Source organism: Nocardia sp. NPDC052254 (genome assembly GCF_040679495.1).
Lineage (GTDB): Bacteria > Actinomycetota > Actinomycetes > Mycobacteriales > Mycobacteriaceae > Nocardia.
This window is the reverse complement of sequence record NZ_JBFAUW010000022.1, coordinates 37,930-64,194: the sequence shown is the minus strand read 5'-3', so window position 1 is coordinate 64,194 and position 26,265 is coordinate 37,930. Positions and strand designations below refer to the sequence as shown.

Below are 26,265 nucleotides of genomic sequence, written 5' to 3'. Positions count from 1 at the left end.
GATGAGTAGCACCCTCGCATCGCCGGCCGTATCCGAGGCGACGACCACTACGAAGACCAAGCAGCCCACATCGGTCTGGGCAGTAGCTTTCGCATCGGTCATCGCCTTCATGGGCATCGGTCTGGTCGACCCGATCTTGAAGCCGATCGGTGAACAACTACACGCCTCACCGTCCCAGGTGACCTTGTTGTTCACCAGCTACATGCTGGTCACCGGCGTGGCGATGTTGATCACCGGTGTGGTGTCCAGCCGCTTCGGCGCCAAGAAGACGCTGCTCGCCGGTCTGGCCATCATCGTCGTCTTCGCCGCGCTGGCGGGCTGCTCGGGCACGGTCGGACAGATCGTCGGCTTCCGTGCCGGTTGGGGTCTGGGCAATGCGCTGTTCATCGCGACCGCACTGGCCACCATCGTGGGTGCGGCCACCGGCGGTGTCGCCCGTGCCATCATCCTCTACGAGGCGGCGCTGGGTATCGGTATCGCGGCCGGCCCCCTGGTCGGCGGCTTCCTCGGCGGATTCAGCTGGCGCGCACCGTTCTTCGGCGTCGCGGTCCTGATGGCCGTGGCCTTCATCGCGATCATCGTGATGCTGCCCGATATGCCGAAACCCGCGCAGCACACCTCGATCCTGGCTCCCTTCAAGGCATTACGGCATCGCGGCCTGCTACTGGTGAGCATCACCGCGCTGCTCTACAACTACGGCTTCTTCACCCTGCTGGCCTACACCCCGTTCCCGCTGAACATGGGCACCTATTCGATCGGGTTCATCTTCTTCGGCTGGGGTCTGCTGCTGGCACTGGCATCGGTCTTCATCGCTCCGCGTCTGCAGCGCATGTTCGGCACCGTGCCGATGATCGCGACCGCGCTCGCCCTGTTCGCCGCCGACCTCGCGGTGATGGCGATCTGGGCCGATCACAAGCCGGTCCTCATCGTCGGCACCGTTCTGGCCGGACTGTTCCTGGGGGTGAACAACACCCTGATCACCGAGGCCGTCATGATCTCCGCCCCCGTGGAGCGCGCCACCGCCTCGGCCGCCTACAGCTTCGTCCGGTTCGTCGGCGGCGCGGCCGCTCCGTACCTGGCCGGCAAGCTCGGCGAACGCCAGATGGCTCTGCCGTTCTGGGTCGGCGCGGCCTGTACCGCGGTCGGCGTGGTGGTACTGCTGGCCGGTCGCTCGGTCCTGGCCCATGTCGACGACCACGACCCCGAACCCCACAGCGCGGCCGAAGCCGAGGCGATCACCGTCGGCGACGACTGAACGACCTGCTCCCGCTCACCGGCGGGAGCACCCGGTCATCGGTGAACGACCCACCCCGTCGACACGGATGACACCCTCCGTTGCGGTACCCCTTCTCTGACCACAACGGCGGCGAGCCGGAATCCGGTCCGCGAACCCCGCGGAGCGGATTCCGGCTTTTGTCTCGTCACCCACCGGCCGAGATTGCGGTGCCGAGGATTGCGACGTGCTCTGCCGCCAGACCGAATCAGACTTCGATGATCTCCAACATGCTGTCCAGTCCCTTGAAGTCATCGACGTTGCGGGTGTACAGCGGCAGACCGCGCGCCGAGGCTATCGCGGCAATCTGCAGGTCCATCCGACGAGGACGCGGATTTCTCTTCCCGACCAGTACGAGAGCAACGAGCGTCCCGTATCGGATGGCAGCCTGCTCATCGAACGGCAGCGCGTCGAAATCCCGGATTGCCGCACCCAGCTGTTCCGATCGAATGGTCCTTGTGGGCGGGTCCTTCGCCATGGCCACCCCTTGACTGAGTTCGGCCATCGTTATCGCGGTGAGTTCGGGCACGGCAGGGAGGGAATCCGGATCCAGCTCCGCCAGGTCGAGGTATGCGCAGGTGTCGAGAACTCCGGACGGGTGGCGCGGCACCGAGGTCACAGTTCGTCGCCGATACGATCCTCGGTACCGAAGAATTCATCAGCTTCTCGCCGCATCTGCGCAGTCAGTCATCGGACTACCACGAGTGCTGCTCGGCGTCGTACCGGCCAACTCCGAATGGCTGACTCCAGCAACCAACTTCGTGATGTTCGATGACCGGATGGTGCTGGTGGAAGCGATCACAGCCGAGCTGAAAGTCACCCAGCCGCGAGAGATACAGCTGTATCGCCGCGCGTTCGACACACTCGCCGGCCGATCCGTCACGGGTGACCGGGCACGAGATCTGATACGCAAGGCACTGGAAGGACGGGCCTGATCGCGGGCATCGCCAAAGTTGTGAGACGAACCAACGCTCCCACCTGGAGGGTTATCGCCCCAGGTCTGAATTCTGCTCACGGACGAGGCTCAGAACCTCGTCTATCTTCGACTCCACCGAATCGAAATCGGGGCCAGAGGCCGGATCGGTGGCGAGCTGGTCGAGCTTTCGGCCTACTTCGTCGAGCTGACCGAGAATCCCGGAATTCAAATCTCCCAGACAAGCACCGAGCGTGTTGAGGCCCTCATGGATTTTGGCGAACTCAGCCATCATTTCCGTTAATTCTTCTTCCGGAGTCACCGGCTGAGCCTACCCACCAGAGCGTTGCGGGCCGCCCCCAAGCGGCTCTTGTTTCCTACCCGACTCGGTCCCCGGCACGCGTACCGCGGGGCGCATGACCGAGACGAATCGGGGGCGGGTGCGGACCGCGGCGAGGGCACCGAGAGCACTCCAGCCCGTTCAGCTGACCGCGGTCACGGGTAGGGAATCGACACACGAGGGCGGCCACCTCGAAAGGTGACCGCCCTCGTCAAGTGTTCGGCGCTACAACCAGGTGTCCAGCGTCGTGGTCGTGAGGAAGTGTTCGAGGTCGGCGCGCCACGGCGCCGGGGTGGTCTTTTCCGGTTCGATCGCGGTGTACTGCCCGCGATAGAACAACAGCGGCCTGCCGGAGTCGGTGGACTCCGACAGGGCCAGCACCCGGCCGATCACGATGTAGTGATCGCCGCCGTCGACGACGCTGTCCACCGTGCACTGGATCGTGGCCAGCGCGTCGCCCAGGACCGGAAGTCCCAGTTCTGAAGTGTGCCAGTCGATTCCGGCGAACTTATCGGGTTCGCGAGAACCGAAGCGGGCACACACCGGCTGTTGTTCCTCGGCGAGGACATTGACCGCGAAGCGGCCCGACTGCTCGATCGCGGCCCAGGAGCGCGACCCCTTGGTGGGGCAGAACAGCACCAGGGGCGGATCGAGGGAGAGGGCGGCGAAGGACTGACAGGCGAAACCGATCGGCGCGGCCGCGGTGCCGTCCTCGGGTTGACCGAAGGTGGTGATCACCGTGATGCCGGTACAGAACTGCCCCAGCACATTCCGGAACTGCCGGCCGTCGATCTCGGGTTGCTCGCCGGTCGTGGTCATGTCGTCGCCCTCTCGCTGTGTTTGATGGCGACCTGCGCGGCGGCCTGGCGTGGTTACGCAGGCTGCCGCCTCCGGCCGCGTCGCTACGCTCGCTGCCGCTACTTGAATCCCACCGAGAAGTCGTGGCCCCACAGGCTCACCGCGGTCGATTCCCGCGCGATCCAGGAGTGATCATCGACTTCCAAACCCTCACAGCCGAATTCGATATCGAATCCGCCGGGCGTCTTCATATAGAACGACAGCATCTTGTCGTTGATGTGGCGACCGAGGGTGGCCGACATCTTGACCTTCTTGCGATTGGCGCGATCCAGACACAGCCCGACATCGTCGGAGTTCTCCACCTCGACCATCAGATGCACGATGCCGGTCGGATTCGGCAGCGGCAGGAACGCCAGCGCGTGATGGCGCGGATTGCAGCCGTAGAAGCGCAACCAAGCCGGATCGCCGTCGGCCGGGCGGCCGACGATCTGCGGTGGCAGCCGCATCGAGTCACGCAGCCGGAAGCCCAGGATGTCCTGGTAGAACGCCTGCGCGGCGGCATCGTCGTCACAGGTCAGCACCACATGGCCGAGGCCCTGCTCGGCGGTGACGAACTTGTGCCCGTAGGGGCTCACGAACCGCCGGGCCAGGTACTGCGCACCGTAGAACGCTTCGAGGGTGTTGCCGCCCGGATCCCGGAACCGGATCATGCCCTCGACGCGGCGCTCCGCGAGCTCGTCCTTGGTGCCCTCCTCGAAGGCCACATCGGCCTTGGTGAGGGTCTCCCGAAGCTGTTGCAGCCCAGGCGCGTCGGTGACCTCCCAGCCCGAGACCTGCAACCGGTCCTGTTCGCCGGGAACGATCATCAGACGCGCCGGAAAATCGTCCATGCGCAGGTAGAGGGCGTCGGGGTTGGGACCCTCGCCTTCCATCATGCCGAGCACCTTGAGCCCGTACTCGCGCCAGGCGGCCATATCGGTCGCCTCGATGCGCATGTAACCGAGCGTACGAATACTCATCGAGCAACACCCTTCAGTGTCTTGCGGGACACCCGCACCCGGTCGGCCCGACAACCGGTTTCGCGAGTGTAGGTCATCGTGCCTCCTTCAGTGTCTTGCGGGACACCCGCACCCGGTCGGCCCGACAACCGGTTTCGCGAGTGCAGGTCATCGTGGCTCCTTCACTCCGGAGATGAAATCGACTGCCAGCCGGTTGAACTCGTCGAACTTTTCCAGCTGCGCCCAATGCCCGCAACCACCGAACACGTGCAGCTGCGCGCGCGGAATGGTCTTGAGCGCCACCAGCGCACCGTCGAGCGGGTTGACGCGGTCCTCACGACCCCAGATCAGCAGGACCGGCTGACGCAGCTTGTAGGCCTCGCGCCACAGCATGCCCTTCTCGAAATCGGCGCTCGCGAAGGACTTCCCCATCGCACGGGTCGCCGCGAGCGATTCGGGGGTACTGGCCGAAGCGAACCGATCGTCGAGCAGTTCGGGCGTGATCAGCGACTGGTCGAAGACCATGATCCGCAGGAACTTCTCCAGGTTGTCGCGGGTGGGCTCGACATTGAACTTGCCCAGCGCCTTGACGCCCTCGGTCGGATCCGGCGCGAACAGATTGGTGCTCAGCCCGCCCGGGCCCATCAGCACGAGCTTGCCGGCACGATCCGGGTAGTCCAGCGCGAACCGCACCGCCGCGCCGCCACCGAGCGAATTGCCCAGCAGGTGAACGCGATCGGTGATGCCGAGGGTATCGAGTAGATCTTTCAGCGCCGAGGCGCTGTGCACGAAGTACTGCGGATGATCGACCGGCTTGTCCGACTGCCCGAAGCCGGGCTGATCGACGGCCAGCACGTGGTGGTCGCGGGCCAGCACCGGAATGTTCTTGGCGAAGTTCGACCAGGACGAAGCGCCCGGGCCGCCGCCGTGCAGCAGCACCACGGTGGGGCCGTTGCCGACCCCCGCCTCGTGGTAGTGCAGCTTCAGATCGGGCCGCACCTGCGCGAACTTGGAGGTCGATTCGTAGGTCAGCGTGGCCGAATCCGATGAGACGGTGGTCATCACACCATCCCGTCGGTGACCGGCATACCGAAGGCGTGCGTGCCGTACATGGTGTAGGCGCGCTCGGGATCATTGGCAGCGTGCACCCGGCCGGCGTGGGCGTCACGCCAGAACCGTTGCAGCGGAGTGCCGTTGGCGAGTGCGGTCGCACCCGAGCTCTCGAACATCTTGTCGATCGAGGCGATGGCCCGGCCGGTGGCGCGGACCTGATCGCGGCGCGCGGCCACGCGTAGTTCGAACGGGATCTCCTCGCCCGCGACCAGCAGCGCGTACTCGTCGGCGACATTGCCCGACAGCTGCCGCCAGGCGGCGTCGATATCGCTGGACGCCTCGGCGATGCGAACCTTGGCGAACGGGTCGTCCTTGGCCTTCTCACCGGCGTAGGCGGCGCGCAGACGCTTGCCCTGATGCTCCACGTGCGCCTCGAGCGCACCGTAGGCCATACCCACGATCGGGGCCGAGATGGTGGTGGGATGGATGGTGCCCCACGGCATCTTGTAGACCGGATCGGTGTTCTCCTGCAGACCCGGCGCGGTCAGATCGTTCATGGCCTTGTAGCTCAGGAAACGGTGCCGCGGCACGAAGACGTTCTCCAGCACCAGGGTGTTGGAGCCGGTGCCCTTGAGGCCCACCACATTCCACACATCGTCGATGCGGTAGTCGGTGCGCGGAACCAGGAAGCTGCCGAAATCGACCGGCTTGCCGTCCTTGATCACCGGACCGCCGACGAAGGTCCAGCTCGCGTGGTCGCTGCCCGAGGACCAGGCCCACGAACCGTTGACGAGGTAGCCGTCGCCGCTCTCGGTCACCACGCCGGCGCCCATCGGGGCATAGGAGGAGGAGATGCGAACCTGCGGGTCCTCGCCCCAGACCTCTTCCTGGGTCTGCTGGCTGAACAGGGCCAGATGCCAGTTGTGGACGCCGATGATGCCCGACACCCAGCCCGTCGAACCACAGGCGCTGGCGATCTTGCGCACGGTGTCGTAGAAGATGACCGGATCGCACGCGTAGCCGCCCCATTGGCGCGGCTGCAGCAGCTTGAAGAAACCGGTTTCCTGTAGCGCCTTCATGGTCTCGTCGGGGATGCGGCGCAGATCCTCTGCCTCCTGCGCTTGTTCGCGCAGCTTAGGCAACAGCGCTTCGACCCGTTCGGTCACTTCTTGCGTCATCTCGGTGGCTGCTCCTGCCTGGTCGAAATCTGAACGGAGGTATCAGCCGCAACCGTTCAGCGGAACCGATACTTGTCTTGAGACTAGAACACGTTCTTATTTATGTCGAGAACGGGTGTTCATTGTCCCACAACGAAGCCCTTTGCCTGGTAGTCCGCAGAATAGCTGGCGCTGGGCCGCTCAATTTTGTAACGTGTTCTAGTACTTCCAGAGGAGGGATGACGATGGCAGAGACCGCACAGCGGGGCTCGAAGGTCCGCGAGATCGACGTCGGCGCGACGCCGACGCGGTATGCGCGGGGCTGGCATTGCCTGGGCCTGACCGAGACGTTCCGCGACGGCAAGCCGCATGCCGTGGAGGCGTTCGGCACCAAACTCGTGGTGTGGGCCAACAGCGACAACGAGCTCAAGGTGCTCGACGCCTACTGCCGCCACCTCGGCGGAGATCTCAGCATGGGCGAGGTCAAGGGCGACTCCATCGCCTGCCCGTTCCACGACTGGCGCTGGGGCGGCAACGGCCGCTGCACCTCGATCCCGTACGCCCGCCGGGTGCCGCCGCTGGCACGGACGCGCGCGTGGACCACCCTCGAGCGCAACGGACAGCTGTTCGTGTGGCACGACCACGAGGGCAATCCGCCGCCGGACGAGGTCACCATCCCCTATATCGAGGGTCCGTACACCGACGCCGAGGGCAAGCCGTCCGAGGAGCTCAACGGCGGCTGGACGCCGTGGACCTGGAACACCATGCTGATCGAGGGCGCGAACTGCCGCGAGATCGTCGACAACGTGGTGGACATGGCCCACTTCTTCTACATCCACTTCGCCTTCCCGACGTACTTCAAGAACGTCTTCGAAGGCCATGTGGCCACGCAGTTCCTCGAGACCAAGGGCCGGCCGGACATCGGCATGGCCGCCAAGTACGGCGGGGAGACGCTGCTGAAGTCGGAGGCCTCCTACTTCGGTCCGTCCTACATGATCAATCCGCTGACCAATCTCTACGGTGGGTACGAGATCAAGGTTCAGCTGATCAACTGCCACTACCCGGTGTCGCAGGATTCGTTCGTGCTGCAGTACGGGCTGTCGGTCGAGATTCCCAAGGGCATCGACAACGACACCGCGATGAAGCTGGCCAACAGCATGGCCGAGTTCTTCGGTGACGGCTTCCTGCAGGACGTGGAGATCTGGAAGCACAAGTCCAAGATCGACAATCCGCTGCTCTGCGAGGAGGACGGCCCGGTCTACCAGCTGCGTCGCTGGTACGACCAGTTCTACGTGGATGTCGACGATATCGATCCGAAGATGGTGCAGCGCTTCGAATTCGAGGTCGACACCACCAAGGCCAACGAGCACTGGGAGGCCGAGGTCGCGGAGAATCTGCGGCGGAAGGCCGAAGAAGAGCAAGCGGTCAAGCAGGAGGCGGGTGCCTGATGGTCGCCTGGGCCAAAGCACCCGATTTCGCGGACCGTCCGGAACGCCGGGAACAGGTGCGCGCCCAGACGGTCGTCGACAAGCAGCGCTATCTCGAAGACGGCCTGACGCCGGTGGCCTGCCGTGCCTGCGGCGTGGAGGTTCTGGTGCGCAAGGCGTCGACGCATCAGCGTTCGATGCAGTGGACGGAGAGTCCGGCGCAACGCTGTCCGGTCTTCGCGAAGCTGGCCGGGCCGGGTAAACCGGATCCCTGCCCGGACCTCGAGAAGTCGATCCAGTACGCGATCGATGAGGGCATTCTCGCCGTCGACGAATGAGCCGACGCACTCGCGGGCCCGCACGTCCTTCCCGGACGTGCGGGCCCGCCGCGTTTCGGCTCTCAGTCCAGCCGGAAATCGGCGAAGTCGAAACCCGGCGCGACGACGCAGCTCACCAACACGTAATCGTCGCCCGCCGGACGCGCCGCCTGGCTGACGCCCGCCGGGACCACGGCCTGAAGTAGTTGTCCCCCTTCGACTTCCGGTCCGAGGGTCACCTCTTCACCGCCGATGTTCAGCAGGAGCGGGCCGCCGCGCTGCCACAGCCAGATCTCGTCGGAGGCGACGGTGTGGGGAGCGGAACGCTCGTGTGGCAACAGCAGAAAGTTGATGGCGGTCGCGCACGAGCGCGGGCCGTCGTAGCCCTCTGGCTCGAATTCGACCGGACTGCGCCAGGTTTCACGGAACCACCCGCCCTCGGGATGGGGTTGCAGGTCCAGTGCTTCCGCCAGGGCGGGACGATCGGTCACAGTCGTTTCCTCCGAAGCTCGTATGCGCGAACGGCGCCGTACCGCCGATCACAGCCTGCGGCGGCTTGTCGCCTGTACCGGCGGCGGACCGAAGTCGGACGGCGATGTGCGCATCAGGGTACGACAGGCCCACCGGTCCCGGCGGTGCGGCCGAGACCGGTCAGGCGGGGTTCGTCGAGCGAAGAAACTCGTCGAGTAGTTCGGCGACCCGCTCGGGGCGTTCCACATTCGGCGAATGCCCCGCGCCCTCGATGATGTCGACCCGCGCGCCGGCGTCGCGATACCGCCGCGCGGTGAGTTCCCAGTCGTAGAAGCGATCCGCGGTGCCGTGCACGACCTGTGCGGGCAGGGCGAGGCGACGCAGCTGCGCATCCAGCGGGTCGGCGGCCAGGCGCCGGCGCCGTTCGGTGACGACGGCCTGTGCCACAGCAGGATTCATCATCCGATAGTCGAGGACAGCCTGATCCGGGTCGGCGAAGGCGGTGCGGAGATCGAATCCGGGGGCCACCGCGTAGCGCAGGCCGATGCGCACGAACGGCGGGACCGCCAGCCGATGCAGCAGGGGGCCGAGACTCGGATTCGCCAGTGCCGCATCGCCGCTCGGAAACCTCGCGTAGCTGTAATCGGGGGCCTGATCGATGATCCCGACCGCACCGACCCGCGCGGACTGCCCGGCTGCCGCCAAGGCCGCGTCGGCGCCGAAGGAATGCCCCACGACCACAGCGTCCTCCAGATCGAGGGCGTCGAGCAGATCGGCGATCATGCGTCCCTGAGCAGGCCCGCCGAGGTCTGCGACCAGCGAGGACCTACGATCGCGCGCCGGGACAGCGGTACGCCCGTGCCCGCGCAGATCGATCCGAATCGGCTGATATCCGGCCGTCGCCAGCACCGGCGAGACCCGCTCGAACCAGTGCAGCGATCCACCGAACCCGTGAACCAGGATCACCGCACGCGCGCTCGAATCCCCACCACGACACAGGTGAACCCGATCCCGCCCGACGGTGATCAGTTCACCTCCGATTCGAGTCACCGGGAGGCCGGCACGCTGTAGGCCATGGCGACCTGGGTGAACAGCGTGACCCGCTGGTCCCAGGCGGTGGTGCTGCCGGGTTCCAGGAGACACTGGGTGGCAGTGCCGTCGTGTACGGCGACCACAGCGCGGCCCAGCCCCTCACGATCGGTGACGGTGCGGCCGACGCGTGCCAGCAGAGCCTCCAGAACAGGCAGCAGAGCGGCGACGATGGCGTTCTCGCGGGCGACCATCACCCGGCGCAGCGGCGGATTGCGCAGAGCGTGCGCGGTGAACTCGGCGGTGATGCGAAACCACTTGTCGTCCAGGGGAACCGCGCGCAGCACCTGTTCCACTCCGGCGCGCAGATCACGCTCCGCGACATCGGTCCCCGATTCCAGGACACCGCTCACTTCCCGCAGCATCTGCCCCGAGCGCACCTCCCACATGTCGAGGAACAACTCCTCGAGCGAGGTGAAATTGGAGTAGAACGCACCCCGGGTGAATCCGGCCCGCTCACAGATCTGCTCGACCGTGCACCGCCCGAACCCCTCCTCCGCGAACGCGTCGAACGCCGCATCCAGCAACCGCTGCCGGGTCTCGGCCCGCCGCTTGGTCATTCGAGGTTCCCCGGCGTCGAGAGATGCCACACCCGGATCCTCTCCCTCGACAGATGGATACACGAGTGTATCAAGCTGTGTTTTTTTGGCCTCCGCTCCGCTCCGGCGGGGTTGGCGGCCCCTGAGTCTCGCCGTTGGGTACCGCTGCTTGCTCCTTCGTCGCTTGCGCAGCGGCACCCCAACGGCGAGACGGCCGCCAGCACACCCATGAGAACTGCCTCGGAAACGCTTTCGGCGTGCCGTACCCGGCGCGAGTGCGTGAAGTCGCCTCCACCGGAGCTGACCAAGACCACGAGGACCCGGTAACGGGGAGACTCGCTCGCCGGCGCTCACCCACCAAGACCTGTCGAACCGGCCGGTGCGACCACCCGAAAGGGCGGCCCTCCGCACCCGAGGCGAGCGGGCACGCCACAAGCGTTCCCGGGATGGAAGCAGTGGGTGGTTTCGCGGCCGTCTCGCCGATCGGGTGCCGCGGCGTAGGCGACGAAGGAGCAAGCAGCGGTGCCCGATCGGCGAGACTCAGGGGCCGCGAAACCCGCCGGAGCGAAGCGGAGGCCGAAAACTCAGGTCAGGTTGGTGCCCGACCAGCCGAAGTTGAAGCTGTGCCCCTTCGAGTTGCACTGCACGGCACCCCGTCCACCGGCACTACAGGTCGCACCGCCGTAGTTGATGACGCCGCCGTAGTCGTAGCCGTCGGACGAGGGCCCCGAGCCGATGGAGCGACTGTCGGCACGTCCGAGCGCACCCGTGAGCCCGAAGGTCGGATGCGCCGGGAGGAAGGGCAGATCGATCGCCAGATTCGTGATCGGAATTCCCCACAGGTTCGCGATCCCGGGACTGATGTCGCAGCCGACGTCACCGTTGGGATGCATCGAGCAATTCGCGTATCCCGCACTGAAATACACCGTGTCACCGACCAGATAGTCCGCCGGATTCTGCACCGTGGGCCCGTTCGCGGCAACGAACGGATCGGCCGAGGCCACACCGGTTCCCGCACACGCGACCGCCACGGCCGCCGCGGCCGCCCCGACAAAAGTCCGAATCTTCACAGCATTCTCCCGAAGTGTCATCACCAGAGACGAAATCCCGATTGCGAAGCACCACGCACCCCTGCGAAGCGCACCGATATCAGATCATCCCGGCCGCCCCGGCGAGCGTTACTCGAGAAGCCCACAGCGAAGACTCAGGCAACCCGCAGCCGGATCCGCATCATCAGATCCGCGTCGAGCGCGTCGGTCCGCGGCCGGCCATCCCCTGAACACACGAAAGGCCGCGAACAGGTTCGCGGCCTTTCGTTTCCGACGACTCAGGCGGTGGCGCCCGACTTCTCGCGTTGCAGTTCCAGCGCGATGTCGATCAGCTGATCTTCCTGCCCACCGACCAGCTTGCGCTTACCCGCGCGGACCAGCATCTCCGCCGCCGAGACCCCGTACCGCTCGGCCTGACGTTCGGCGTGCTTGAGGAAGCTGGAGTACACCCCGGCGTAGCCCATCATCAACGCCTGGCGATCCAGCAGGCACTCCTGCGGCATGACCGGGCGCACCACGTCCTCGGCGGCGTCGGCGATGGCGAAGAAGTCGATACCGGTCTTGATGCCGATCTTGTCGGCGACACCGATGAACGCCTCGACCGGAGTGTTGCCGGCGCCGGCGCCGAAACGCCGTGCGCTGCCGTCGATCTGCTTGGCTCCCGCCTTGACCGCGTAGATCGAGTTGGCGACGGCGAGGTCGAGGTTCTCGTGGCCGTGGAAGCCGACCTGGGCGTCGTCACCGAGTTCGGCGACGACCGCGGCGATGCGGTCGGTCACCTGGTCCAGGACCAGCGCACCGGCGGAGTCCACGACGTACACACACTGACAGCCGGCGTCGGCCATGATGCGCGCCTGCTTGGCCAGCACCTCCGGTGGCTGCGAATGCGACATCATCAGGAAGCCGACGGTTTCCAGGCCGAGGTCACGGGCATAGCCGAAGTGCTGGATCGAGACATCGGCCTCGGTGCAGTGGGTGGCGATGCGGACGATCGACGCGCCGTTGTCCTGGGAGATCTTGATGTCTTCCTTGACGCCCACACCGGGCAGCATGAGCACCGCGATCTTGGCCTGCTTCGCGGTCTGCGCCGCGATCGTGATCAGTTCCTGCTCAGGGGTTTTGGAGAACCCGTAGTTGAACGAGGAACCGCCGAGACCGTCACCGTGGGTGACCTCGATGACCGGCACGCCGGCCGCGTCGACGGCCGCGACGATGTCACGGACCTCGGTGGCGGTGAACTGGTGGCGCTTGTGATGGGAGCCGTCGCGCAGCGAGGTGTCGGTGACGCGGACGTCGAGTTCCTGGGAGAACGGCTGCAATACGTAATTCATGATGTGGTCCCTCCTAGACCCGAGCCGTGAGGATCTGTTCGGCCATGACCTCGCCCACCCGGGTGGCGGCGGCGGTCATGATGTCGAGGTTGCCGGCGTACGGGGGCAGGAAATCGCCCGCACCCTCGACCTCCACGAAGACCGACACCTTCGCCATACCACCGGAAATCACACTCGGCTCATCGAACTGCGGTTCGTTGAGCAGGCGGTAGCCGGGCACGTATTCCTGAATGTCGGCGACCATCTTGTGGATGGATTCGCTGATCGCGTCGGTGTCGGCGTCCTCCGGGATCGCGGCGAAGATGGTGTCGCGCATGATCATCGGCGGCTCGGCCGGGTTGAGGATGATGATCGCCTTACCGCGCTTGGCGCCACCGATGGTCTCGACGCCCTTGCTGGTCGTCTTGGTGAACTCGTCGATGTTGGCGCGGGTGCCCGGACCGGCGGAGACCGACGACACCGAGGCGACGATCTCGGCGTAGGGCACCTCGACCACACGGGACACGGCCGCGACGATCGGAATCGTGGCCTGCCCGCCACAGGTGATCATGTTGACGTTCGGGGTGTCGATGTTCGCACCCAGGTTGACCGGGGGCACGACGGCCGGGCCGACGGCGGCCGGGGTCAGATCGACCGCGCGGATACCGGCCGCCTCGTACTTCGGTGCGTACTCGCGATGGACGTACGCCGAGGTCGCCTCGAACAGCATGTCCGGCTTCTCCGGCAGTGCGAGCAGCCAGTCGGCGCCCTCGGCCGAGGTCTCGAGCCCCAGACCACGAGCGCGCTTCAAGCCCTCGCTGTCCGGATCGATACCGATCATCCAGCGCGGCTCGATCCGCTCCGAACGCAGCAGTTTGTACAGCAGATCTGTGCTGATGTTTCCGGAGCCGACGATCGCGGCTGTGACCTTTCCGTTGCCAGTCACTCTGGTCTCCTCAGCTGAATTTCAAACGGACGGAACCGAGTCCAGCGAACTCGGCATGGAAGTCGTCACCCGGGCGGGCGTCGATGGCGCGGGTGCAGGAGCCCGGCAAGACGATGTCACCGGCCTTCAACCGCACTCCGAACGAGGCGACCTTGCGGGCCAGCCAGGCCACCGCGATGGTCGGATCGTCGAGTACCGCGTCACTGCGGCCCTCGGCGACCACTTCGCCGTTGCGGGTCAGCGTCGCATCGATCGCCTTGATATCCAAGCGATCCGGAGCCACCCGCTCGGGTCCCAGCACCCAGCCGGCCGAGGACGCGTTGTCGGCGATGGTGTCGCACAGGGCGATGTTCCAGTTCTTGATGCGGGTGTCGATGAGCTCGATCGCGGGCGCGTAGGCGACCGTCGCGGCCAGCACATCGGCCTCGGTACACTCCGCACCCGGCAGATCCGCGCCCAGCACGAAGCCGACCTCGACCTCGACGCGCGGGAACAGATACTTCGAGGTGTCGACCGGGACATCCTCGAACACCTGCATATCAGCGAGCAGATGACCGTAGTCGGGCTCGTCGACGCCCATCATCTCCTGCATGGCCTTCGACGACAGGCCGACCTTGTGCCCGACAACTTTCGCGCCGTCGGCCAGCCGCTGCCGGATGTTGAGCAGCTGGATCTCGTAGGCGTCGACCACATCGATCGCCGGATACCGCGTGACCAGCGGGTCGATCGGCATCCGGTCTCGTTCGGCGACCGCGAGCTCCGCGGCCAGTTCATTCCGTACCGCGTCGGACAGCACGCTTGTTCCTTCCATTGGGGCGCTCGGTGGGGGTACCAGCCGGTTACCGGGATGCAAACTGAAACGAGTTTTCCTGCATTTTCTCGTGTCTTCAGTCCCATCTGCCAGACCAATATAGACCGAACCTGATCCGATTCTATAACGTGTTCTACATGACTGATCGGGAATACGACGTGGTGGTGGTCGGCAGCGGCGCCGCCGGAATGACCGCCGCCCTCGCCGCCGCGCACCACGGCCTGCGTGCGGTGCTCATCGAGAAGGCCGCGCACTACGGCGGGTCGACCGCGCGTAGCGGTGGCGGTGTGTGGATCCCGGGCAACAAGGCGCTCAAGGCGTCCGGCCGGCCCGATGACCGGGAGGAGGCCCGCCGCTACCTGCACAGCATCATCGGCGACGTGGTGCCGAAGGAGAAGATCGACACCTACATCGACCGCGGCGCGGAGGCCTTCGACTTCGTCCTCGATCACTCCCCGTTGCAGATGAAGTGGGTGCCGGGATACTCCGACTACCACCCCGAGGCTCCGGGCGGCCTGGGCGACGGCCGGTCCTGCGAGCCCAAGCCGTTCAATGCCAAGGTGCTCGGCGCGGAGCTGGCGAATCTGGAGCCCCCGTACGCCAAGGCCCCGCTGAACGTGGTGGTCATGCAGGCCGACTTCGTGCGCCTCAACCTGATCAAGCGGCATCCGAAGGGCATGATGCGGGCCATGCGGGTGGGCGCCCGCACCTACCTGGCCAAGTTCAGCGGCAAGCACATCCTGGGCATGGGCCAGGCCATCATCGCGGCCATGCGCAAGGGCCTGCAGGACGCGAACGTCCCCGTGCTGCTGAACACTCCCCTGACCAAGCTGATCACCGAGGACGGCCGCGTCGTGGGCGTGGAGGCGACCGTCGACGGCGAGCCGACCGTGTTCAAGGCCCGTTACGGCGTCGTACTGGGCACCGGCGGTTTCGAGCACAACGCCGAGATGCGCACCAAGTACCAGCGCCAGCCCATCACCACCGACTGGACCACGGGCGCCGCGGCCAACACCGGTGACGGCATCCTCGCCGGCATGGAGGTCGGTGGCGACATCGGCTTCATGGAGGACTCCTGGTGGGGGCCGACCATCTTCAAGGGTGAGGGTAAGCCGTGGTTCGCCCTCGCCGAGCGCAATCTGCCGGGCGCGATCATGGTCAACGCCGACGGGAAGCGATTCGGGAATGAGTCCGCTCCTTACGTCGAGGCCGTGCACACCATGTACGGCGGCAAATGGGGTCAGGGTGACGGTCCGGGCGAGAACATCCCGGCGTGGCTGGTGTTCGACCAGCGCTACCGCAACCGCTACATCTTCGCCGGGCTGCAGCCGGGCCAGCGGTTTCCGTCCCGCTGGATGGAAAACGACAACATCGTCAAGGCCGACTCGATCACCGAACTGGCCGAGAAGCTGGGCGTGCCGGCCGACAGCCTCACCAATACGGTGACCCGTTTCAACGCCTTCGCCGAGAAGGGAGTGGACGAGGACTTCGGCCGCGGTAAGAGCCACTACGACCGCTACTACGGCGATCCGACCGTCAAGCCCAATCCGTGCCTGGCGGCGCTGGTGCAGGGTCCGTTCTACGCGGCCAAGATCGTGCCCGGCGACCTCGGCACCAAGGGTGGCCTGGTCACCGACACCGCCGCGCGGGTGCTGCGCGAGGACGGCAGCGTGATCGACGGACTGTACGCCTCGGGCAACTCCTCGATCCCGGTCATGGGCCACACCTACGCTGGTCCCGGCGCGACCATCGGCCCCGCGCTGACCTTCGGTTATCTCGCGGTCATGGACATCGTCGAGAAGGCGAAGGAAAAGTCCACCACCGCGAGCGGTAAGTAGAACTGTTTCCGGTGAGTGAGACCTGGTCCGGTTACCGGATCACGCCCGTCCACCATGGACGAGCAGGGGCCGCGCGGCGCGGAATCCGATGCCCACGCCGCGCGGCCCCACCGGCTCACGGCACCGCACCAGAGTAGGAGAACCAATGCCGATCGATCTGAAAACCGCTCTGGGAGCGGAACTGCCGAGCCAGGAGTTCGCGTGGACGCCGTCGGACGTGCAGCTGTACCACCTGGGCCTGGGTGCGGGCGAACGCTGGACCGACGCCGGTGAGCTGCGCTACCTCGACGACAAACAGCCGCAGGTCCTGCCGACCTTCGCGACCGTGGCCCCCACCATGCGGCTCACCGATCCACCGAAGGTGAGCTATCCCGGCGTGGAGATCGAGCTGGCGAAGGTCGTGCACGGCAGCCAGGAGATCGTGGTGCACCGGCCCATTCCGGCCGAGGGCAAGGCCACCGCGACCGGGCGCGTCACCGAACTGTGGGACAAGGGTTCTGCGGCCGTGCTGACCCGTGAGCTGACCATCGTCGGTTTCGACGGCGAACCGCTGTGGACCGACCGCTCCTCCATCTTCGCCAAGGGCGAGGGCGGTTTCGGCGGCGAGCGCGGCCCCAGCAACAAGGTCGAATTGCCCGATCGCGCACCGGATTTCGAGGTGCTGACCCCCACGCTGCCGCAGCAGGCTCTGCTGTACCGCATGTGCGGCGACCGCAACCCCCTGCATTCGGATCCGGGATTCGCCGAGGCCGCCGGCTTCCCGAACCCGATCCTGCACGGCCTGTGCACCTACGGCCTGGTCTGCAAGGCAGCGACCGATACCGTGCTGGACTCGGACGCGAGCCGGGTCGCCGGATTCCGCGCGCGGTTCGCCGGCGTGCTGTTCCCGGGCGAAACGATTCGCTCGCGCATCTGGCGTGCGGGCAACGAGCTGATCATCGGCGCGACCGTGGTCGAGCGCGAGGACGCGGCCGTGCTGGGCGATGTGCGGTTGACCATCGCCGACTGATTTCGGCACCGAACAGTGAACCGCCCGACCGGAATTCCGGTCGGGCGGTCGCTGTCAGGAGGCGGTGGTCTACCCACACCGCCGGTTTCCTACGTCCGATCGCCGCCTTCGTCCACATTCCGCAATGAGCGCGGCATCTGGGTTTCGGCATCGAGCAACTCGATCTCCAGGAGTTCACCGTCCTCCGCGAACCGCAGGGTTCCGACGAGTTGTTCGCCGTCCCGGACCGGCAAGGTCCATCGCGGATGGTCGCTTGTACCGAACTCGATCGAGGCGGCATTGGACTCGGGATCCCGCGACACCACTATCGGGGGCCTGACGTTGTATGTCTCACTCATGTCGCTCTTTTCAGCTGGTTACTACCTGGCGAGCCATGCGGTGATCACCCAAGCATTGTCATCGATCACCACGTGGACTTCATTGCTGCCGCGCTTGTCGCCGCGCAGATATACCTCCCACGAGCACTCCGCTCGCCCCGGCTTCACCCATTTCCACGCTCTTCGATGACGTCCTTCACCTGATCTTCCGTGACGCCGTCCTTCTGCATTTCGGTGCTCGCATGGGGAGTGATGCCGGCGATGTAGTACGGCATCTTCCCGCATTGGCGACCCTGCTGAACGAGCTTGTCCATGCGATGCGGCAGTGACAGCCAACCGGACTACCTCCCGCGCCTCCCACAGAGCAGGACATTGCCGCGCTGACAACCCTCGGGCCCGCGATATCAGGCCCAGAGCGCGATACTCATGGGAACACCAGCTGAACACACTGCGTCGAGTGTCGACACCGCATGATCTGAATTCCGTTCGGGCGATTTCTCGAACTCACCCGCAGCCTCCTGCACGCCCGCGCGGACGGTATGCCGAACCCACGTGTCGCCCGCCGATACCGGAATCTACTGCTGGACAACGGGTTCGTCGATGTCACCGTCGAGGTCCAGACGATCGTGTGGACGGGCAGCGCGTGCCTGCCGTTACTCGCCAACCTGGGCGGGGAAGGCGCCTGGCTCGAGGAACAAGCCGCCCGGGCACACCACGATCGGCTGTTCCTCGCCGTCCCGATCTTCCTCGCCGCCGGTACCCGTGCCGCGTGAACACCAGCTCGAGGCCCGCACACCTCGACGCTTCAGGAGATATGCCGCTACCCGTCAGCAGGCAGTATCCGGAACGACTGGATGCCCGGTGTCAGCGGTTCGATGGCGCGGAAATCGCGTTGATCGAGCGTGAAGATGCGATCGGTCTTATACCTGTCGGCCAGCGCAACTCCCACAGCGTCAGCGAGATCCAGTTGCAGTCCTTCGTACTTCGCTCGAACCGATTGTGCCGTGGACAGATCGACGTGCTTCAACTCTGCGAGGCGGTAGCGTCCGTCGATCGCGCGGCCCAGCAAGGCGTCGGTGATTCTCATCGCCGCGGAGAAGCCGAGGTCACGACGAGTCAAGTGGTCCAGTTCGGCGAGTACCAGCGGTGAGATGATCAGGGTCTCTTGTTCCATCACAACCCGGGCCTGTTCGTGCTCATCCTGGTCCGCGTCGAAGGCAGCAAACACCGCGGAGGTGTCCGCAACGACGATCATCGACGGGCCGATCGCTGCTTGATCTGTTGATAGATATCCTCGCGCATCTCATCGGCATTGCGCGAGCGTCCACTACGGAAAGTAGGCAGAGGCGCATCGTTGCGTGGACGGTCGGAGGAGTCCAGCAGCATCGCGATGCTGCGGCGAATCAGTTCGGCTTTACTGACACCCGTGGCCGCCGCCTCTGCATCGAGCCGGACCTCCAGTTCTTCAGGGAGGTACACGGTCGTTTTATTCATGCCATATATGGTACCACCCACGTGTACCGCATCAAGCTCCTCGGAAAGCGGAACCGGGTGAACTGCCCGGCCAACCACCTCAAACGACGACAACCGCCCGACCGGAATTCCGGTCGGGCGGTTGTCGTCGTCATCAGGTCGTTTTCGTATTCGAGGGATTCGACCGGGATCGGCCGACCACCCGGCGCGTACCCAGAGGTCCCGCGCGATCGGCGTCAGCTCAGTCCGGGAAACCGTTCGCGAACAGAGCCGCGATCGCAACGGCACAGATGACGGCGATGATCGGGATAATCCACATGCCGTCAGACTACAAGACGTAGTAGCAAACCACGACATCGTGTAGTAGTGCAAGATCGCACAATCCGGCGGTCCGATCAGCTCGATTCGGGCGCTCCCGATCAGCTCGGCTGCGGCGTCTCCTCGGGCTCCGGCACGGGTTCACGCACCCTTCGCTGCACCACCAAACCTTGCGCTACCAGCGCATACAGCACGATCACGAGGACCGGGGCCAGCAGCGGCAACCAGGCCAGGCGTCCCGGGATCAGGGTGGCCAGGACCGCCGTGCCGACGAATCCCAGCGCCCCGGCCGCCGAGGGCAGTGTGGTAGGAACCACACCCTCGGGTGCGTGCAGCGTCGCGGTGTTGAGCAGATAGGTGGTCGCCACCACACCGATGCCGGCCGCCGCCAGCGCGCCGGTGTCCGCCCATGCCAGCGCGCCCAGCGCGATCAGCACCGCGCCCACCGCGACGGTCCGCAGCCGCCAGCCGGCGACCACCGCGACGAAGACCGGGATACCGGCCCACGGCAGCACCAGCGCGACCGCCGCGGTCAGCAGCACGCCGGACAGTACGCCGAGAAATCTCGTCATCGCTTCACCCGCACCAATCGCCGATGCGCGGGGACCAGTTGCATCGCCTGATCGAGGCGGACACCCTCCGGCCAGGCGATGACGTCCACACCCACGGTGCCCATATCCCGATACATGGCGGTGCGCTCCAGCTGCCACATCCGCGCCAGGGTGGGATCGAGGCCTTCGGCGAACGGCGTGCCGCGCAGCACGTCGACCACGACCACGGCATGTCCGCGCTTGCGCAGATCGATGAGGGCCAAGGCGAATTCGGTGTCGAGCAGTGTGGAGAAGGCGACCACGATCGAACCCAGCGGCACCGCCGTGTGCGGCGCAAGGGTGCCCACATTGGCGATGTGCTCGTCGCCGACGCCGAGCACCGTATCGATGATCCGATAGAACTGGCGGCGGCCGATATCGGGGCGCAGCCAGCGCGGCGCGCGACCCAGGCAGACCACCGCGGTGCGGTCCCCGGCCTGCAACGCGGTCTGCGCCACCTGCGCGGCGCCGCGGACCATCAGCTCCATGGCATCGGTGGCCGGGCCGGGGGCCTGTAGCGAAGTATCCACCAGCACAACGACATCGGCGGCCCGGTTGGTGAATCGCTCGGTGACGTAGAGGCGTCCGCGCCGCGCACTCACGGGCCAGTTCACGGTGCGCAGCTGATCGCCGGGTGCGTAGGCGCGAATATCGGCGTACTCGACACCCGGTCCGTGCCTGCGGGTCAGGTGGGTACCGATCCGTTCCGGAAGTTCGGTGCGCGGCAGGCGCATTCGCTGCGGATCGGCGACCGGGTACACGTACACCTGGCCGGCCGGAACACTGGCCGAGGCCTGGGACAGTCCGGCGGGACTCAACGCGGTGAGCCGGACGGTGACCGGATACCGGCCCCACCGCTCGGTGGACAGACCCAGCCGCAGCCCGGCCGGTGCCGGACCGGAATCGGAGGCCTCCTCCACCCGTACCTCGAGCCCGCTCACCTCCTCCGGACGCAGGCGCAGCAGCGCGTGCCCGTCCTCCACGAAGGCCGCGACCTCGAGTTCGACCTCCTCGGATTCGAAACAGCGCAGAATTCCACCACCGTCGACCTGAACCCTGGTGCGCGACAACTGGATCGGTGCCGTGGCCAGCACGCCGAGCATCGGCGCCGCGAAGACCGCGAGCTGCCAGCGTTCCAGCATGACCGCCAGCACGAGCGCGGCCGCGGCCGCCACTGCGAGCATGTAGACCAGTGGTGCGGGCCGCCAGCGCAAGGCCACCTCGGCGGCCGATCGAGTGTCGCGATGTCTCATGTCGACGTCGCCCGCGGCACGGGCAGCCGGCGCAGCAGTTCGGAGATCACGTCCTCACCGCGAATCCGGCGCACCCACATCTCCGGGCGCAAGGTGATCCGGTGTGCCATCGCCGGAACCGCCAGCGCCTTGACATCTTCGGGAATCACGTAGTCGCGGCCGAGCAGCAGCGCCCGGGCGCGCGACATCTGCACCAGATCCAGTTCGGCACGTGGGCTGGCACCGACCTCCACCTGCGGATGGCCACGGGTCGCTGCCGCCAGTGCGACCACATAGGTCACGACATCCGGGTGCACGGTGACGAATTCGACGGCCTGCCGCATCTCCACCAGCCCTTGGGCATCCACCACCTGACCGACCTGCGGGACGACCGCGCCGCGTTCGAGCCGGCGCCGGATCATCTGGGTCTCGTCCTTCTCCGACAGATACCCCAGTCGCAACTGCATCGCGAACCGGTCCAGCTGCGCTTCCGGCAGCGGATAGGTGCCCTCGTACTCGATCGGGTTGTCGGTGGCCATGACGATGAAAGGCTGTGGCAGCGGGAAGGTTTCACCATCGATGCTGACCTGCCCCTCGGCCATCGCCTCCAGCAGCGCCGCCTGTGTCTTGGGCGGTGTGCGGTTGATCTCGTCGGCGAGCAGCATGTGGGTGAACACCGGACCGCGGCGAAAATTGAACCGGCCCGACGCCATGTCGTAGATGGTCGATCCGATCAGATCCGCGGGCAGCAGATCCGGCGTGAACTGCACCCGGGTGAAGTCCAGACCCAATGCGGCCGCGAAGGATCTGGCGATGAGCGTCTTGCCCAGGCCGGGTAGATCCTCGATCAGGATGTGGCCGCCCGACAGCACCGCGATCATGATCAGCTGCAGCTCATCGCGTTTGCCGACCACGACCCGGGCAATCTCCCGGAGCACCGCATCGGTGCGTTTGATGGTCACATCCAAAGGTGTCGTCATATCCGATCTCGCACTAGTTCCAACCCATTTCACATGTCCTGCAAACGACGCAGGATCTCGTCCAGTGCGGCCCGGCCCGGCGCACGCGTGGTCTGATCACGCGTCGACGAGTTGGCCGGGTCCACCCAGCGCCACAATTCGGGGCCGAACTGCAGACGTCCGGCGACCTCGGTGGCCCTGCGGTTCTTGGTGATTCGGTGTCCGCTCGACAGTTCGAATTCCTTGGCCAGCAGCGGGCGCAGATGGCGGTCCCAGTCGGCCCGGGTGCCGTCGGCGCGGGTGGCCAGCATCTGCGCGCGGGCGTGCCAGCGGCTCAGCATCTCGGCGGGGCCGTTCTCGATCTCGTGGTCGGCGACGTCTGGGTGCTCCAGTCTGCGCGCCCGTTCGATCACCGAGCGCAGCAGCAGCGCCAGTGCCCCGAACACCGCGATCCCGGCCAGGATCGGCAGCAGGTCACGCATGCCGCCCAGGGCGAGCAGCTCGATCAACCCGATCAGCACCACGGCGCCGACCACGATCGCCATCCGGCTCACAACCGTGCCCCCTGCAGATCCGCGAGCACGATGCGCAGCAACTGCTCCGCCCGCATGCGCTGCCACTCCAGAATCGAATGCGGGCTGAACCTGGCCTCCTCGAACAGCGTCACGAGTTCGCGAGCCGAGGCATCGTGCAGCACACCACGATCGAATGCCCGCGCCAGGACCTCCGATGGTGTGTCCGAGATCAGCGGCGCGACCTCCCGCGCCTGTGCCAGACCGCTTTCCATGGCGACGTAGCAGGCGATGATGGCGGTGCGCGCGTCCTTGCTCCCCGAGGCCATCATCGCGGCCAGGCCCATCTCGGCCACCTGGGCCAGCGACACCGGGGGCTCGGTGGCGGCCGGCGGGGGCAGCAGTTGCGGTACACCCCGCCGGTCTCGGCTGCCCACGGCGACGACTCCGAGCCCGATGACCGCGACCGCCACGAGCAGGCCGGCCCCGACCGCCACCAGAATCAGGGTGCTCCCGCTCAATTCCGGAGTTCCGGAGAAACGCTGCGGCGCCCGGGTCTCGGTGGGCTGGGCCCCGGTGGTGGCCGAGGATGCGGGATTCGACGGTGCCGACTCCTCGGGGCCGCCGACGAGCAGGTACACCGCCCAGACGATCGCGGCGAGCAGGGCTGCCATCGCGACCGCGATCAGCAGCACCATGCCGAAGCGGGTCAACCGGAACGGCTGACGTTCCCGATCATGGTCGTCATCGGGCATCGCCAGCGGCAGCCGGTGCTGGCTCGTGAACACACCCGCCAGCAGAATGACCACCGACACCAGCGACAGCACGGGCATGAGCGCGACGGTCACCACCGAGGGCGGTGACACCGCGTGCGGGCCACCGGTCCCGGGAATATATCCACGCAACGCGAACACGACGCACGCCATCAGTGCGATCAGCCCGATCGCGCGTGGTATCGCCGTTCTCACCCCGGCCACGGGCCTCTCCCAGAAACATCCGAACTGCACAAACTCCGCACATCGTTACACGTCGAACTGCACCTGAGGAGGGAAATCGGGACACCGAACGGGGCCCGATTCGCTATTCGACGCCGAATACCGGCCGAGTGGTCCGCAAACTGTGATCACACACAAGAACCAGGGCGATTCGAGGCCCGGTCATCCAAACGAAATCGCTTCACTTTCGTGCGGATTTCACGCGCCGCCACCACCGCCGGGCACGGGTGCCGCGGCCGTCGCGCGCAGACGGTGCAAACGGCTGGCGATGCGGTCCAGATCGCGGACTCCGACGGCATCGCGCAGCAGATCCGCGATCGAGCTCCGGGCATACAGCGTCAACTCGAGATCGGCGTCGTGGAGCACGTCGATCAGGTTGACGAAACGCGTGCCCCAGTCCGTCGGTACCGACCGCAGCGGCGGTACCGCGCAGACGGTCCAGCGCGGATGGGTCCGGGCGAGGGTGAGGAAGTCGGCCGAGGACAGCGGGGCGCCGCAGATCTCGGTGAAGTCGATCACCAGCTCGTCGTCGGCACGGCGGGCCGACAGCGTCCGATGCGCGATCGGGATCGAGACCACGGCGTTGTCGCCGTCACGCTCACCCTGGATGTAGCGCCCGGCGGCGAATCCGGTGTGATCGGTCGCGAGCAGGCGATAGTCGCGTCCACCGTCCACCGGGACCACGTCGAGATGCGCACGCAGCAGGGCGATGGTGGGCTCGAACTTCGCATGCGTCAACGGGTTCGGCATCAGCTCCTCGGGCGGATGGTTCGATGTCGCCACCAGCGTGATGCGCCGATCGAACAGGATGTGCAGCACGCGGTCGAGCAGCATGCCGTCACCGATGTCGTGGACATGGAATTCGTCGAAGCAGATCAGCTCGGCGTCGCCCAGTACGGCATCCACGGCCACCGGCAGTCCCCCGCCGGCACCCACCGCGCGGTGCAGATCCGCGAAGAACTCGTGAAAGTGGTAGCGACGCTTACGTTCCGAGCCCACCCGGATGAAGAAGTCGTCCATCAGCATGGTCTTGCCGCGACCGGGCCGCCCGTGCAGATACAGTCCGCGCGGGCGGCGCCACCGGCCGCGGCGACCGAGCTGGATGGCGAGCCGTCTCAGGCATTCGGCGACCTGCCGCTGATCGGCGTCGAGCACGATGCCGCCGGCGGAGACCTCCCGGCCGGCGGCACCGCAGGGCGTCGCCGGCACCGAATCCACCGTGTTCATCCCGATTCCTCCCACCGCCGCGTTGCTCCTCTACTTTTATAGAGCCACAGCGGTCGCGGTGGCACCCGGGGGTCCGGGAACTCTTGCCCCCAGCCGGAATCCGGCCGGGTTGTTCGTTATTTAGCTATGGTGCTAAATTGCGAACATGACCGAACTCGACCCTGAAGAGGAAGCCGGTGTGTTCCGCGCGCTGGCCGACTCGACGCGTCGGCAGATCCTGGAAGATCTCCGCTCCGGCGAATTGACCGCGGGTGACATCGCCGCGAGATTTCCGATCAGCGGTCCGTCGATCTCCCGGCATCTGGGCGTACTCAAGGCGGCCGGGCTCGTCCGAGAGCGACGAGTCGCCAACCGGATCTTCTACTCGCTCGTCGAGGAACGACTGGCGTTGTGTGTCGGCAGGTTCCTGAGCGCGATCTGCCCGGAACAGGTCATCGTCAGGCAGCGCAGGCTGCGGAACACCGAGAACAGGGATGCCGGATGAGACCTCCGCGGATGTCCAGCGTTGTCGAGCGACGACTTCTGGTGAACTACCGAGTCGCCCCCGAGGTCGCGGCGAGCATGGTGCCGCCGCAGATGCGGCCCCAACTGGTCGACGGCTGGGCGGTTGCCGGTATCTGCCTGATCCGCCTCGGACAGTTCCGGCCCGCTCGACTACCCGGCTGGGTCGGGCTGCGCAGCGAGAACGCCGCGCATCGCATCGCGGTCGAGTGGGACGGTCCGCAGGGACGCTCGACCGGGGTGTACATCGCGCGTCGCGACAGCGGCTCGATGGTCAATGCCCTCGCCGGTGGCCGACTGTTTCCGGGTGAGCACGGTTCGGCGCGGTTCGATGTGCGGGAAACGGCACAGGACCTGCATGTGGCTTTCGCGAGTCGAGACGAGACGACCTCGGCGAGTGTGGATGTCCGGACCGTCGAGCGGTTCCAGGGCAGCGAACTGTTCGACGATCTGGCGCAGGCATCGGACTTCTTCCGGCGTGGCTCGGCCGGATTCTCGCCCGCCCGTGGCGGTCGCCGCCTCGATGGCCTCGAGCTCCGGACGGACTCGTGGCAGGTCGAGCCGGTCGAGGTCCACTCGGCGCGGTCCACGGTCTTCGACGACCCGGACCGGTTCCCGCCGGGCAGCGCGATGCTCGACTGCGCGTTGCTGATGCGCGAGGTGCCGGCGAGTTGGCACCCCCTTCCACCTCCGCAGGTCGCCGCCGGTTCCGCGCCTGCGGACCACACCGCACGCCGGTAATTGCACCCCCGCCACCATCGTTCGAACGACGAGAAAACGGGCCGTGCATCGAATATCGATGC

General features: G+C 66.2%; 32 protein-coding genes. 9 read left to right on the top strand and 23 right to left on the bottom strand.

Annotation, left to right across the window (positions count from 1 at the left end):
* Position 1 precedes the first annotated feature (1 nt).
* Complete coding sequence (locus AB0L57_RS31210; RefSeq protein WP_364969903.1) at positions 2-1,255, top strand: MFS transporter; 1,254 nt, start codon at positions 2-4, stop codon at positions 1,253-1,255.
* Between the two features lie 226 nt (positions 1,256-1,481).
* On the opposite strand, the gene AB0L57_RS31205 is transcribed toward AB0L57_RS31210, so the two are convergent.
* Complete coding sequence (locus AB0L57_RS31205) at positions 1,482-1,802, bottom strand: hypothetical protein (RefSeq protein WP_364969900.1); 321 nt, start codon at positions 1,800-1,802, stop codon at positions 1,482-1,484.
* Between AB0L57_RS31205 and AB0L57_RS31200 the strand changes: the two genes are divergently transcribed.
* Positions 1,789-2,208, top strand: a complete 420-nt coding sequence (locus AB0L57_RS31200; protein WP_364969897.1) for a Scr1 family TA system antitoxin-like transcriptional regulator — start codon at positions 1,789-1,791, stop codon at positions 2,206-2,208. The two genes, AB0L57_RS31205 and AB0L57_RS31200, sit on opposite strands and share 14 nt — an antisense overlap.
* A gap of 51 nt (positions 2,209-2,259) precedes the next feature.
* Here AB0L57_RS31200 and AB0L57_RS31195 read toward each other — a convergent pair whose 3' ends face one another.
* The 5 genes from AB0L57_RS31195 to hsaA form a co-directional block, all read right to left on the bottom strand.
* Positions 2,260-2,508, bottom strand: a complete 249-nt coding sequence (locus AB0L57_RS31195) for a hypothetical protein (RefSeq protein ID WP_364969894.1) — start codon at positions 2,506-2,508, stop codon at positions 2,260-2,262.
* Positions 2,509-2,751: 243 nt separating this feature from the next.
* Positions 2,752-3,345: a 3-hydroxy-9,10-secoandrosta-1,3,5(10)-triene-9,17-dione monooxygenase reductase subunit gene (hsaB, locus tag AB0L57_RS31190; protein ID WP_364969891.1), complete on the bottom strand. Its 594-nt coding sequence runs from the start codon at positions 3,343-3,345 to the stop codon at positions 2,752-2,754.
* A gap of 98 nt (positions 3,346-3,443) precedes the next feature.
* Positions 3,444-4,343: an iron-dependent extradiol dioxygenase HsaC gene (gene hsaC / locus AB0L57_RS31185; RefSeq protein ID WP_364969888.1), complete on the bottom strand. Its 900-nt coding sequence runs from the start codon at positions 4,341-4,343 to the stop codon at positions 3,444-3,446.
* A 147-nt stretch (positions 4,344-4,490) separates the two neighbouring features.
* On the bottom strand, positions 4,491-5,384 hold the full coding sequence (gene hsaD / locus AB0L57_RS31180; RefSeq protein WP_364969886.1) for a 4,5:9,10-diseco-3-hydroxy-5,9,17-trioxoandrosta-1(10),2-diene-4-oate hydrolase: 894 nt from the start codon (positions 5,382-5,384) through the stop codon (positions 4,491-4,493).
* A complete protein-coding gene (gene hsaA / locus AB0L57_RS31175; RefSeq protein WP_364969883.1) occupies positions 5,384-6,553 on the bottom strand; it encodes a 3-hydroxy-9,10-secoandrosta-1,3,5(10)-triene-9,17-dione monooxygenase oxygenase subunit in 1,170 nt (389 codons plus the stop codon). Before hsaA ends, hsaD begins: the two co-directional genes overlap by 1 nt.
* Before the next feature lie 224 nt (positions 6,554-6,777).
* On the opposite strand from hsaA, the gene AB0L57_RS31170 reads away from it, so the two are divergent.
* Together AB0L57_RS31170 and AB0L57_RS31165 are read left to right on the top strand one after the other, a co-directional pair.
* Positions 6,778-7,980 carry a Rieske 2Fe-2S domain-containing protein gene (locus tag AB0L57_RS31170; protein WP_364969881.1) on the top strand — a complete coding sequence of 401 codons (1,203 nt, stop codon included), beginning with the start codon at positions 6,778-6,780 and terminating at the stop codon, positions 7,978-7,980.
* Positions 7,980-8,297 (top strand): hypothetical protein, encoded by a 318-nt coding sequence (locus AB0L57_RS31165; RefSeq protein ID WP_364969878.1) that lies wholly within the window; start codon positions 7,980-7,982, stop codon positions 8,295-8,297. The genes AB0L57_RS31170 and AB0L57_RS31165 overlap by 1 nt, the downstream gene beginning before the upstream one ends.
* 62 nt (positions 8,298-8,359) lie before the next feature.
* On the opposite strand, the gene AB0L57_RS31160 is transcribed toward AB0L57_RS31165, so the two are convergent.
* From AB0L57_RS31160 to AB0L57_RS31130, 7 genes are all read right to left on the bottom strand, one after another.
* On the bottom strand, positions 8,360-8,767 hold the full coding sequence (locus AB0L57_RS31160; protein WP_364969875.1) for a cupin domain-containing protein: 408 nt from the start codon (positions 8,765-8,767) through the stop codon (positions 8,360-8,362).
* Positions 8,768-8,927: 160 nt separating this feature from the next.
* A complete protein-coding gene (locus tag AB0L57_RS31155) occupies positions 8,928-9,797 on the bottom strand; it encodes an alpha/beta hydrolase (protein WP_364969872.1) in 870 nt (289 codons plus the stop codon).
* Positions 9,794-10,396 carry a TetR/AcrR family transcriptional regulator gene (locus AB0L57_RS31150; protein ID WP_364969944.1) on the bottom strand — a complete coding sequence of 201 codons (603 nt, stop codon included), beginning with the start codon at positions 10,394-10,396 and terminating at the stop codon, positions 9,794-9,796. The genes AB0L57_RS31155 and AB0L57_RS31150 overlap by 4 nt, the downstream gene beginning before the upstream one ends.
* Positions 10,397-10,959: 563 nt before the next feature.
* Entirely contained in the window at positions 10,960-11,445 is a 486-nt protein-coding gene (locus AB0L57_RS31145; protein WP_364969869.1) for a hypothetical protein, read from the bottom strand.
* A 257-nt stretch (positions 11,446-11,702) separates the two neighbouring features.
* Positions 11,703-12,755: a 4-hydroxy-2-oxovalerate aldolase gene (gene dmpG, locus AB0L57_RS31140; protein ID WP_364969866.1), complete on the bottom strand. Its 1,053-nt coding sequence runs from the start codon at positions 12,753-12,755 to the stop codon at positions 11,703-11,705.
* A gap of 13 nt (positions 12,756-12,768) precedes the next feature.
* Positions 12,769-13,680, bottom strand: a complete 912-nt coding sequence (locus AB0L57_RS31135) for an acetaldehyde dehydrogenase (acetylating) (RefSeq protein WP_364969864.1) — start codon at positions 13,678-13,680, stop codon at positions 12,769-12,771.
* A 10-nt stretch (positions 13,681-13,690) separates the two neighbouring features.
* On the bottom strand, positions 13,691-14,476 hold the full coding sequence (locus AB0L57_RS31130; protein WP_364969861.1) for a 2-keto-4-pentenoate hydratase: 786 nt from the start codon (positions 14,474-14,476) through the stop codon (positions 13,691-13,693).
* 143 nt (positions 14,477-14,619) lie between these two features.
* On the opposite strand from AB0L57_RS31130, the gene kstD reads away from it, so the two are divergent.
* Both kstD and AB0L57_RS31120 read left to right on the top strand, forming a co-directional pair.
* The gene (kstD, locus tag AB0L57_RS31125) at positions 14,620-16,329 is read left to right on the top strand and encodes a 3-oxosteroid 1-dehydrogenase (protein WP_364969859.1); all 1,710 of its coding nucleotides are present in this window, start codon (positions 14,620-14,622) and stop codon (positions 16,327-16,329) included.
* Between the two features lie 145 nt (positions 16,330-16,474).
* Complete coding sequence (locus AB0L57_RS31120) at positions 16,475-17,338, top strand: MaoC/PaaZ C-terminal domain-containing protein (RefSeq protein ID WP_364969856.1); 864 nt, start codon at positions 16,475-16,477, stop codon at positions 17,336-17,338.
* Between the two features lie 89 nt (positions 17,339-17,427).
* On the opposite strand, the gene AB0L57_RS31115 is transcribed toward AB0L57_RS31120, so the two are convergent.
* Together AB0L57_RS31115 and AB0L57_RS31110 are read right to left on the bottom strand one after the other, a co-directional pair.
* Positions 17,428-17,676: a DUF2283 domain-containing protein gene (locus tag AB0L57_RS31115; protein WP_364969854.1), complete on the bottom strand. Its 249-nt coding sequence runs from the start codon at positions 17,674-17,676 to the stop codon at positions 17,428-17,430.
* 143 nt (positions 17,677-17,819) lie between these two features.
* Positions 17,820-17,969, bottom strand: coding sequence for a hypothetical protein (locus AB0L57_RS31110; RefSeq protein ID WP_364969852.1), 150 nt, complete (start codon positions 17,967-17,969; stop codon positions 17,820-17,822).
* 225 nt (positions 17,970-18,194) lie between these two features.
* Between AB0L57_RS31110 and AB0L57_RS31105 the strand changes: the two genes are divergently transcribed.
* Complete coding sequence (locus AB0L57_RS31105; RefSeq protein WP_364969849.1) at positions 18,195-18,428, top strand: hypothetical protein; 234 nt, start codon at positions 18,195-18,197, stop codon at positions 18,426-18,428.
* 47 nt (positions 18,429-18,475) lie between these two features.
* Here the strand turns inward: AB0L57_RS31105 and AB0L57_RS31100 are convergent, their stop codons facing one another.
* The 8 genes from AB0L57_RS31100 to zapE all read right to left on the bottom strand — a co-directional run bounded on the left by AB0L57_RS31100 (position 18,476) and on the right by zapE (position 24,961).
* On the bottom strand, positions 18,476-18,910 hold the full coding sequence (locus tag AB0L57_RS31100) for a PIN domain-containing protein (protein WP_364969847.1): 435 nt from the start codon (positions 18,908-18,910) through the stop codon (positions 18,476-18,478).
* On the bottom strand, positions 18,907-19,149 hold the full coding sequence (locus tag AB0L57_RS31095; protein ID WP_364969845.1) for a CopG family transcriptional regulator: 243 nt from the start codon (positions 19,147-19,149) through the stop codon (positions 18,907-18,909). The genes AB0L57_RS31100 and AB0L57_RS31095 overlap by 4 nt, the downstream gene beginning before the upstream one ends.
* A 398-nt stretch (positions 19,150-19,547) precedes the next feature.
* On the bottom strand, positions 19,548-20,018 hold the full coding sequence (locus AB0L57_RS31090) for a hypothetical protein (RefSeq protein WP_364969842.1): 471 nt from the start codon (positions 20,016-20,018) through the stop codon (positions 19,548-19,550).
* Positions 20,015-21,289, bottom strand: a complete 1,275-nt coding sequence (locus tag AB0L57_RS31085; RefSeq protein ID WP_364969840.1) for a DUF58 domain-containing protein — start codon at positions 21,287-21,289, stop codon at positions 20,015-20,017. The genes AB0L57_RS31090 and AB0L57_RS31085 overlap by 4 nt, the downstream gene beginning before the upstream one ends.
* The gene (locus AB0L57_RS31080; protein WP_364969838.1) at positions 21,286-22,248 is read right to left on the bottom strand and encodes a MoxR family ATPase; all 963 of its coding nucleotides are present in this window, start codon (positions 22,246-22,248) and stop codon (positions 21,286-21,288) included. The genes AB0L57_RS31085 and AB0L57_RS31080 overlap by 4 nt, the downstream gene beginning before the upstream one ends.
* A gap of 29 nt (positions 22,249-22,277) precedes the next feature.
* Positions 22,278-22,772 (bottom strand): hypothetical protein, encoded by a 495-nt coding sequence (locus tag AB0L57_RS31075; RefSeq protein WP_364969836.1) that lies wholly within the window; start codon positions 22,770-22,772, stop codon positions 22,278-22,280.
* Positions 22,773-22,777: 5 nt separating this feature from the next.
* On the bottom strand, positions 22,778-23,716 hold the full coding sequence (locus tag AB0L57_RS31070; RefSeq protein WP_364969833.1) for a DUF4129 domain-containing protein: 939 nt from the start codon (positions 23,714-23,716) through the stop codon (positions 22,778-22,780).
* 216 nt (positions 23,717-23,932) lie between these two features.
* Positions 23,933-24,961: a cell division protein ZapE gene (gene zapE / locus AB0L57_RS31065; RefSeq protein ID WP_364969830.1), complete on the bottom strand. Its 1,029-nt coding sequence runs from the start codon at positions 24,959-24,961 to the stop codon at positions 23,933-23,935.
* 145 nt (positions 24,962-25,106) lie between these two features.
* Between zapE and AB0L57_RS31060 the strand changes: the two genes are divergently transcribed.
* A complete protein-coding gene (locus tag AB0L57_RS31060) occupies positions 25,107-25,445 on the top strand; it encodes a metalloregulator ArsR/SmtB family transcription factor (protein ID WP_364969827.1) in 339 nt (112 codons plus the stop codon).
* A gap of 11 nt (positions 25,446-25,456) precedes the next feature.
* A complete protein-coding gene (locus tag AB0L57_RS31055; protein WP_364969824.1) occupies positions 25,457-26,203 on the top strand; it encodes a DUF2071 domain-containing protein in 747 nt (248 codons plus the stop codon).
* Positions 26,204-26,265 lie beyond the last annotated feature (62 nt).

Coding starts and splice junctions, on each gene's coding strand:
- AB0L57_RS31210 (WP_364969903.1), top strand. CDS start 2: ATGAGTAGCACCCTCGCATCGCCGGCCGTATCCGAGGCGACGACCACT.
- hsaB (WP_364969891.1), bottom strand. CDS start 3,345: ATGACCACGACCGGCGAGCAACCCGAGATCGACGGCCGGCAGTTCCGG.
- hsaC (WP_364969888.1), bottom strand. CDS start 4,343: ATGAGTATTCGTACGCTCGGTTACATGCGCATCGAGGCGACCGATATG.
- hsaD (WP_364969886.1), bottom strand. CDS start 5,384: ATGACCACCGTCTCATCGGATTCGGCCACGCTGACCTACGAATCGACC.
- hsaA (WP_364969883.1), bottom strand. CDS start 6,553: ATGACGCAAGAAGTGACCGAACGGGTCGAAGCGCTGTTGCCTAAGCTG.
- AB0L57_RS31170 (WP_364969881.1), top strand. CDS start 6,778: ATGGCAGAGACCGCACAGCGGGGCTCGAAGGTCCGCGAGATCGACGTC.
- AB0L57_RS31165 (WP_364969878.1), top strand. CDS start 7,980: ATGGTCGCCTGGGCCAAAGCACCCGATTTCGCGGACCGTCCGGAACGC.
- AB0L57_RS31150 (WP_364969944.1), bottom strand. CDS start 10,396: ATGACCAAGCGGCGGGCCGAGACCCGGCAGCGGTTGCTGGATGCGGCG.
- dmpG (WP_364969866.1), bottom strand. CDS start 12,755: ATGAATTACGTATTGCAGCCGTTCTCCCAGGAACTCGACGTCCGCGTC.
- AB0L57_RS31120 (WP_364969856.1), top strand. CDS start 16,475: ATGCCGATCGATCTGAAAACCGCTCTGGGAGCGGAACTGCCGAGCCAG.
- AB0L57_RS31115 (WP_364969854.1), bottom strand. CDS start 17,676: ATGAGTGAGACATACAACGTCAGGCCCCCGATAGTGGTGTCGCGGGAT.
- AB0L57_RS31110 (WP_364969852.1), bottom strand. CDS start 17,969: ATGGACAAGCTCGTTCAGCAGGGTCGCCAATGCGGGAAGATGCCGTAC.
- AB0L57_RS31105 (WP_364969849.1), top strand. CDS start 18,195: ATGCCGAACCCACGTGTCGCCCGCCGATACCGGAATCTACTGCTGGAC.
- AB0L57_RS31100 (WP_364969847.1), bottom strand. CDS start 18,910: ATGATCGTCGTTGCGGACACCTCCGCGGTGTTTGCTGCCTTCGACGCG.
- AB0L57_RS31095 (WP_364969845.1), bottom strand. CDS start 19,149: ATGAATAAAACGACCGTGTACCTCCCTGAAGAACTGGAGGTCCGGCTC.
- AB0L57_RS31090 (WP_364969842.1), bottom strand. CDS start 20,018: ATGACGAGATTTCTCGGCGTACTGTCCGGCGTGCTGCTGACCGCGGCG.
- AB0L57_RS31085 (WP_364969840.1), bottom strand. CDS start 21,289: ATGAGACATCGCGACACTCGATCGGCCGCCGAGGTGGCCTTGCGCTGG.
- AB0L57_RS31080 (WP_364969838.1), bottom strand. CDS start 22,248: ATGACGACACCTTTGGATGTGACCATCAAACGCACCGATGCGGTGCTC.
- AB0L57_RS31075 (WP_364969836.1), bottom strand. CDS start 22,772: ATGGCGATCGTGGTCGGCGCCGTGGTGCTGATCGGGTTGATCGAGCTG.
- zapE (WP_364969830.1), bottom strand. CDS start 24,961: ATGAACACGGTGGATTCGGTGCCGGCGACGCCCTGCGGTGCCGCCGGC.
- AB0L57_RS31060 (WP_364969827.1), top strand. CDS start 25,107: ATGACCGAACTCGACCCTGAAGAGGAAGCCGGTGTGTTCCGCGCGCTG.
- AB0L57_RS31055 (WP_364969824.1), top strand. CDS start 25,457: ATGTCCAGCGTTGTCGAGCGACGACTTCTGGTGAACTACCGAGTCGCC.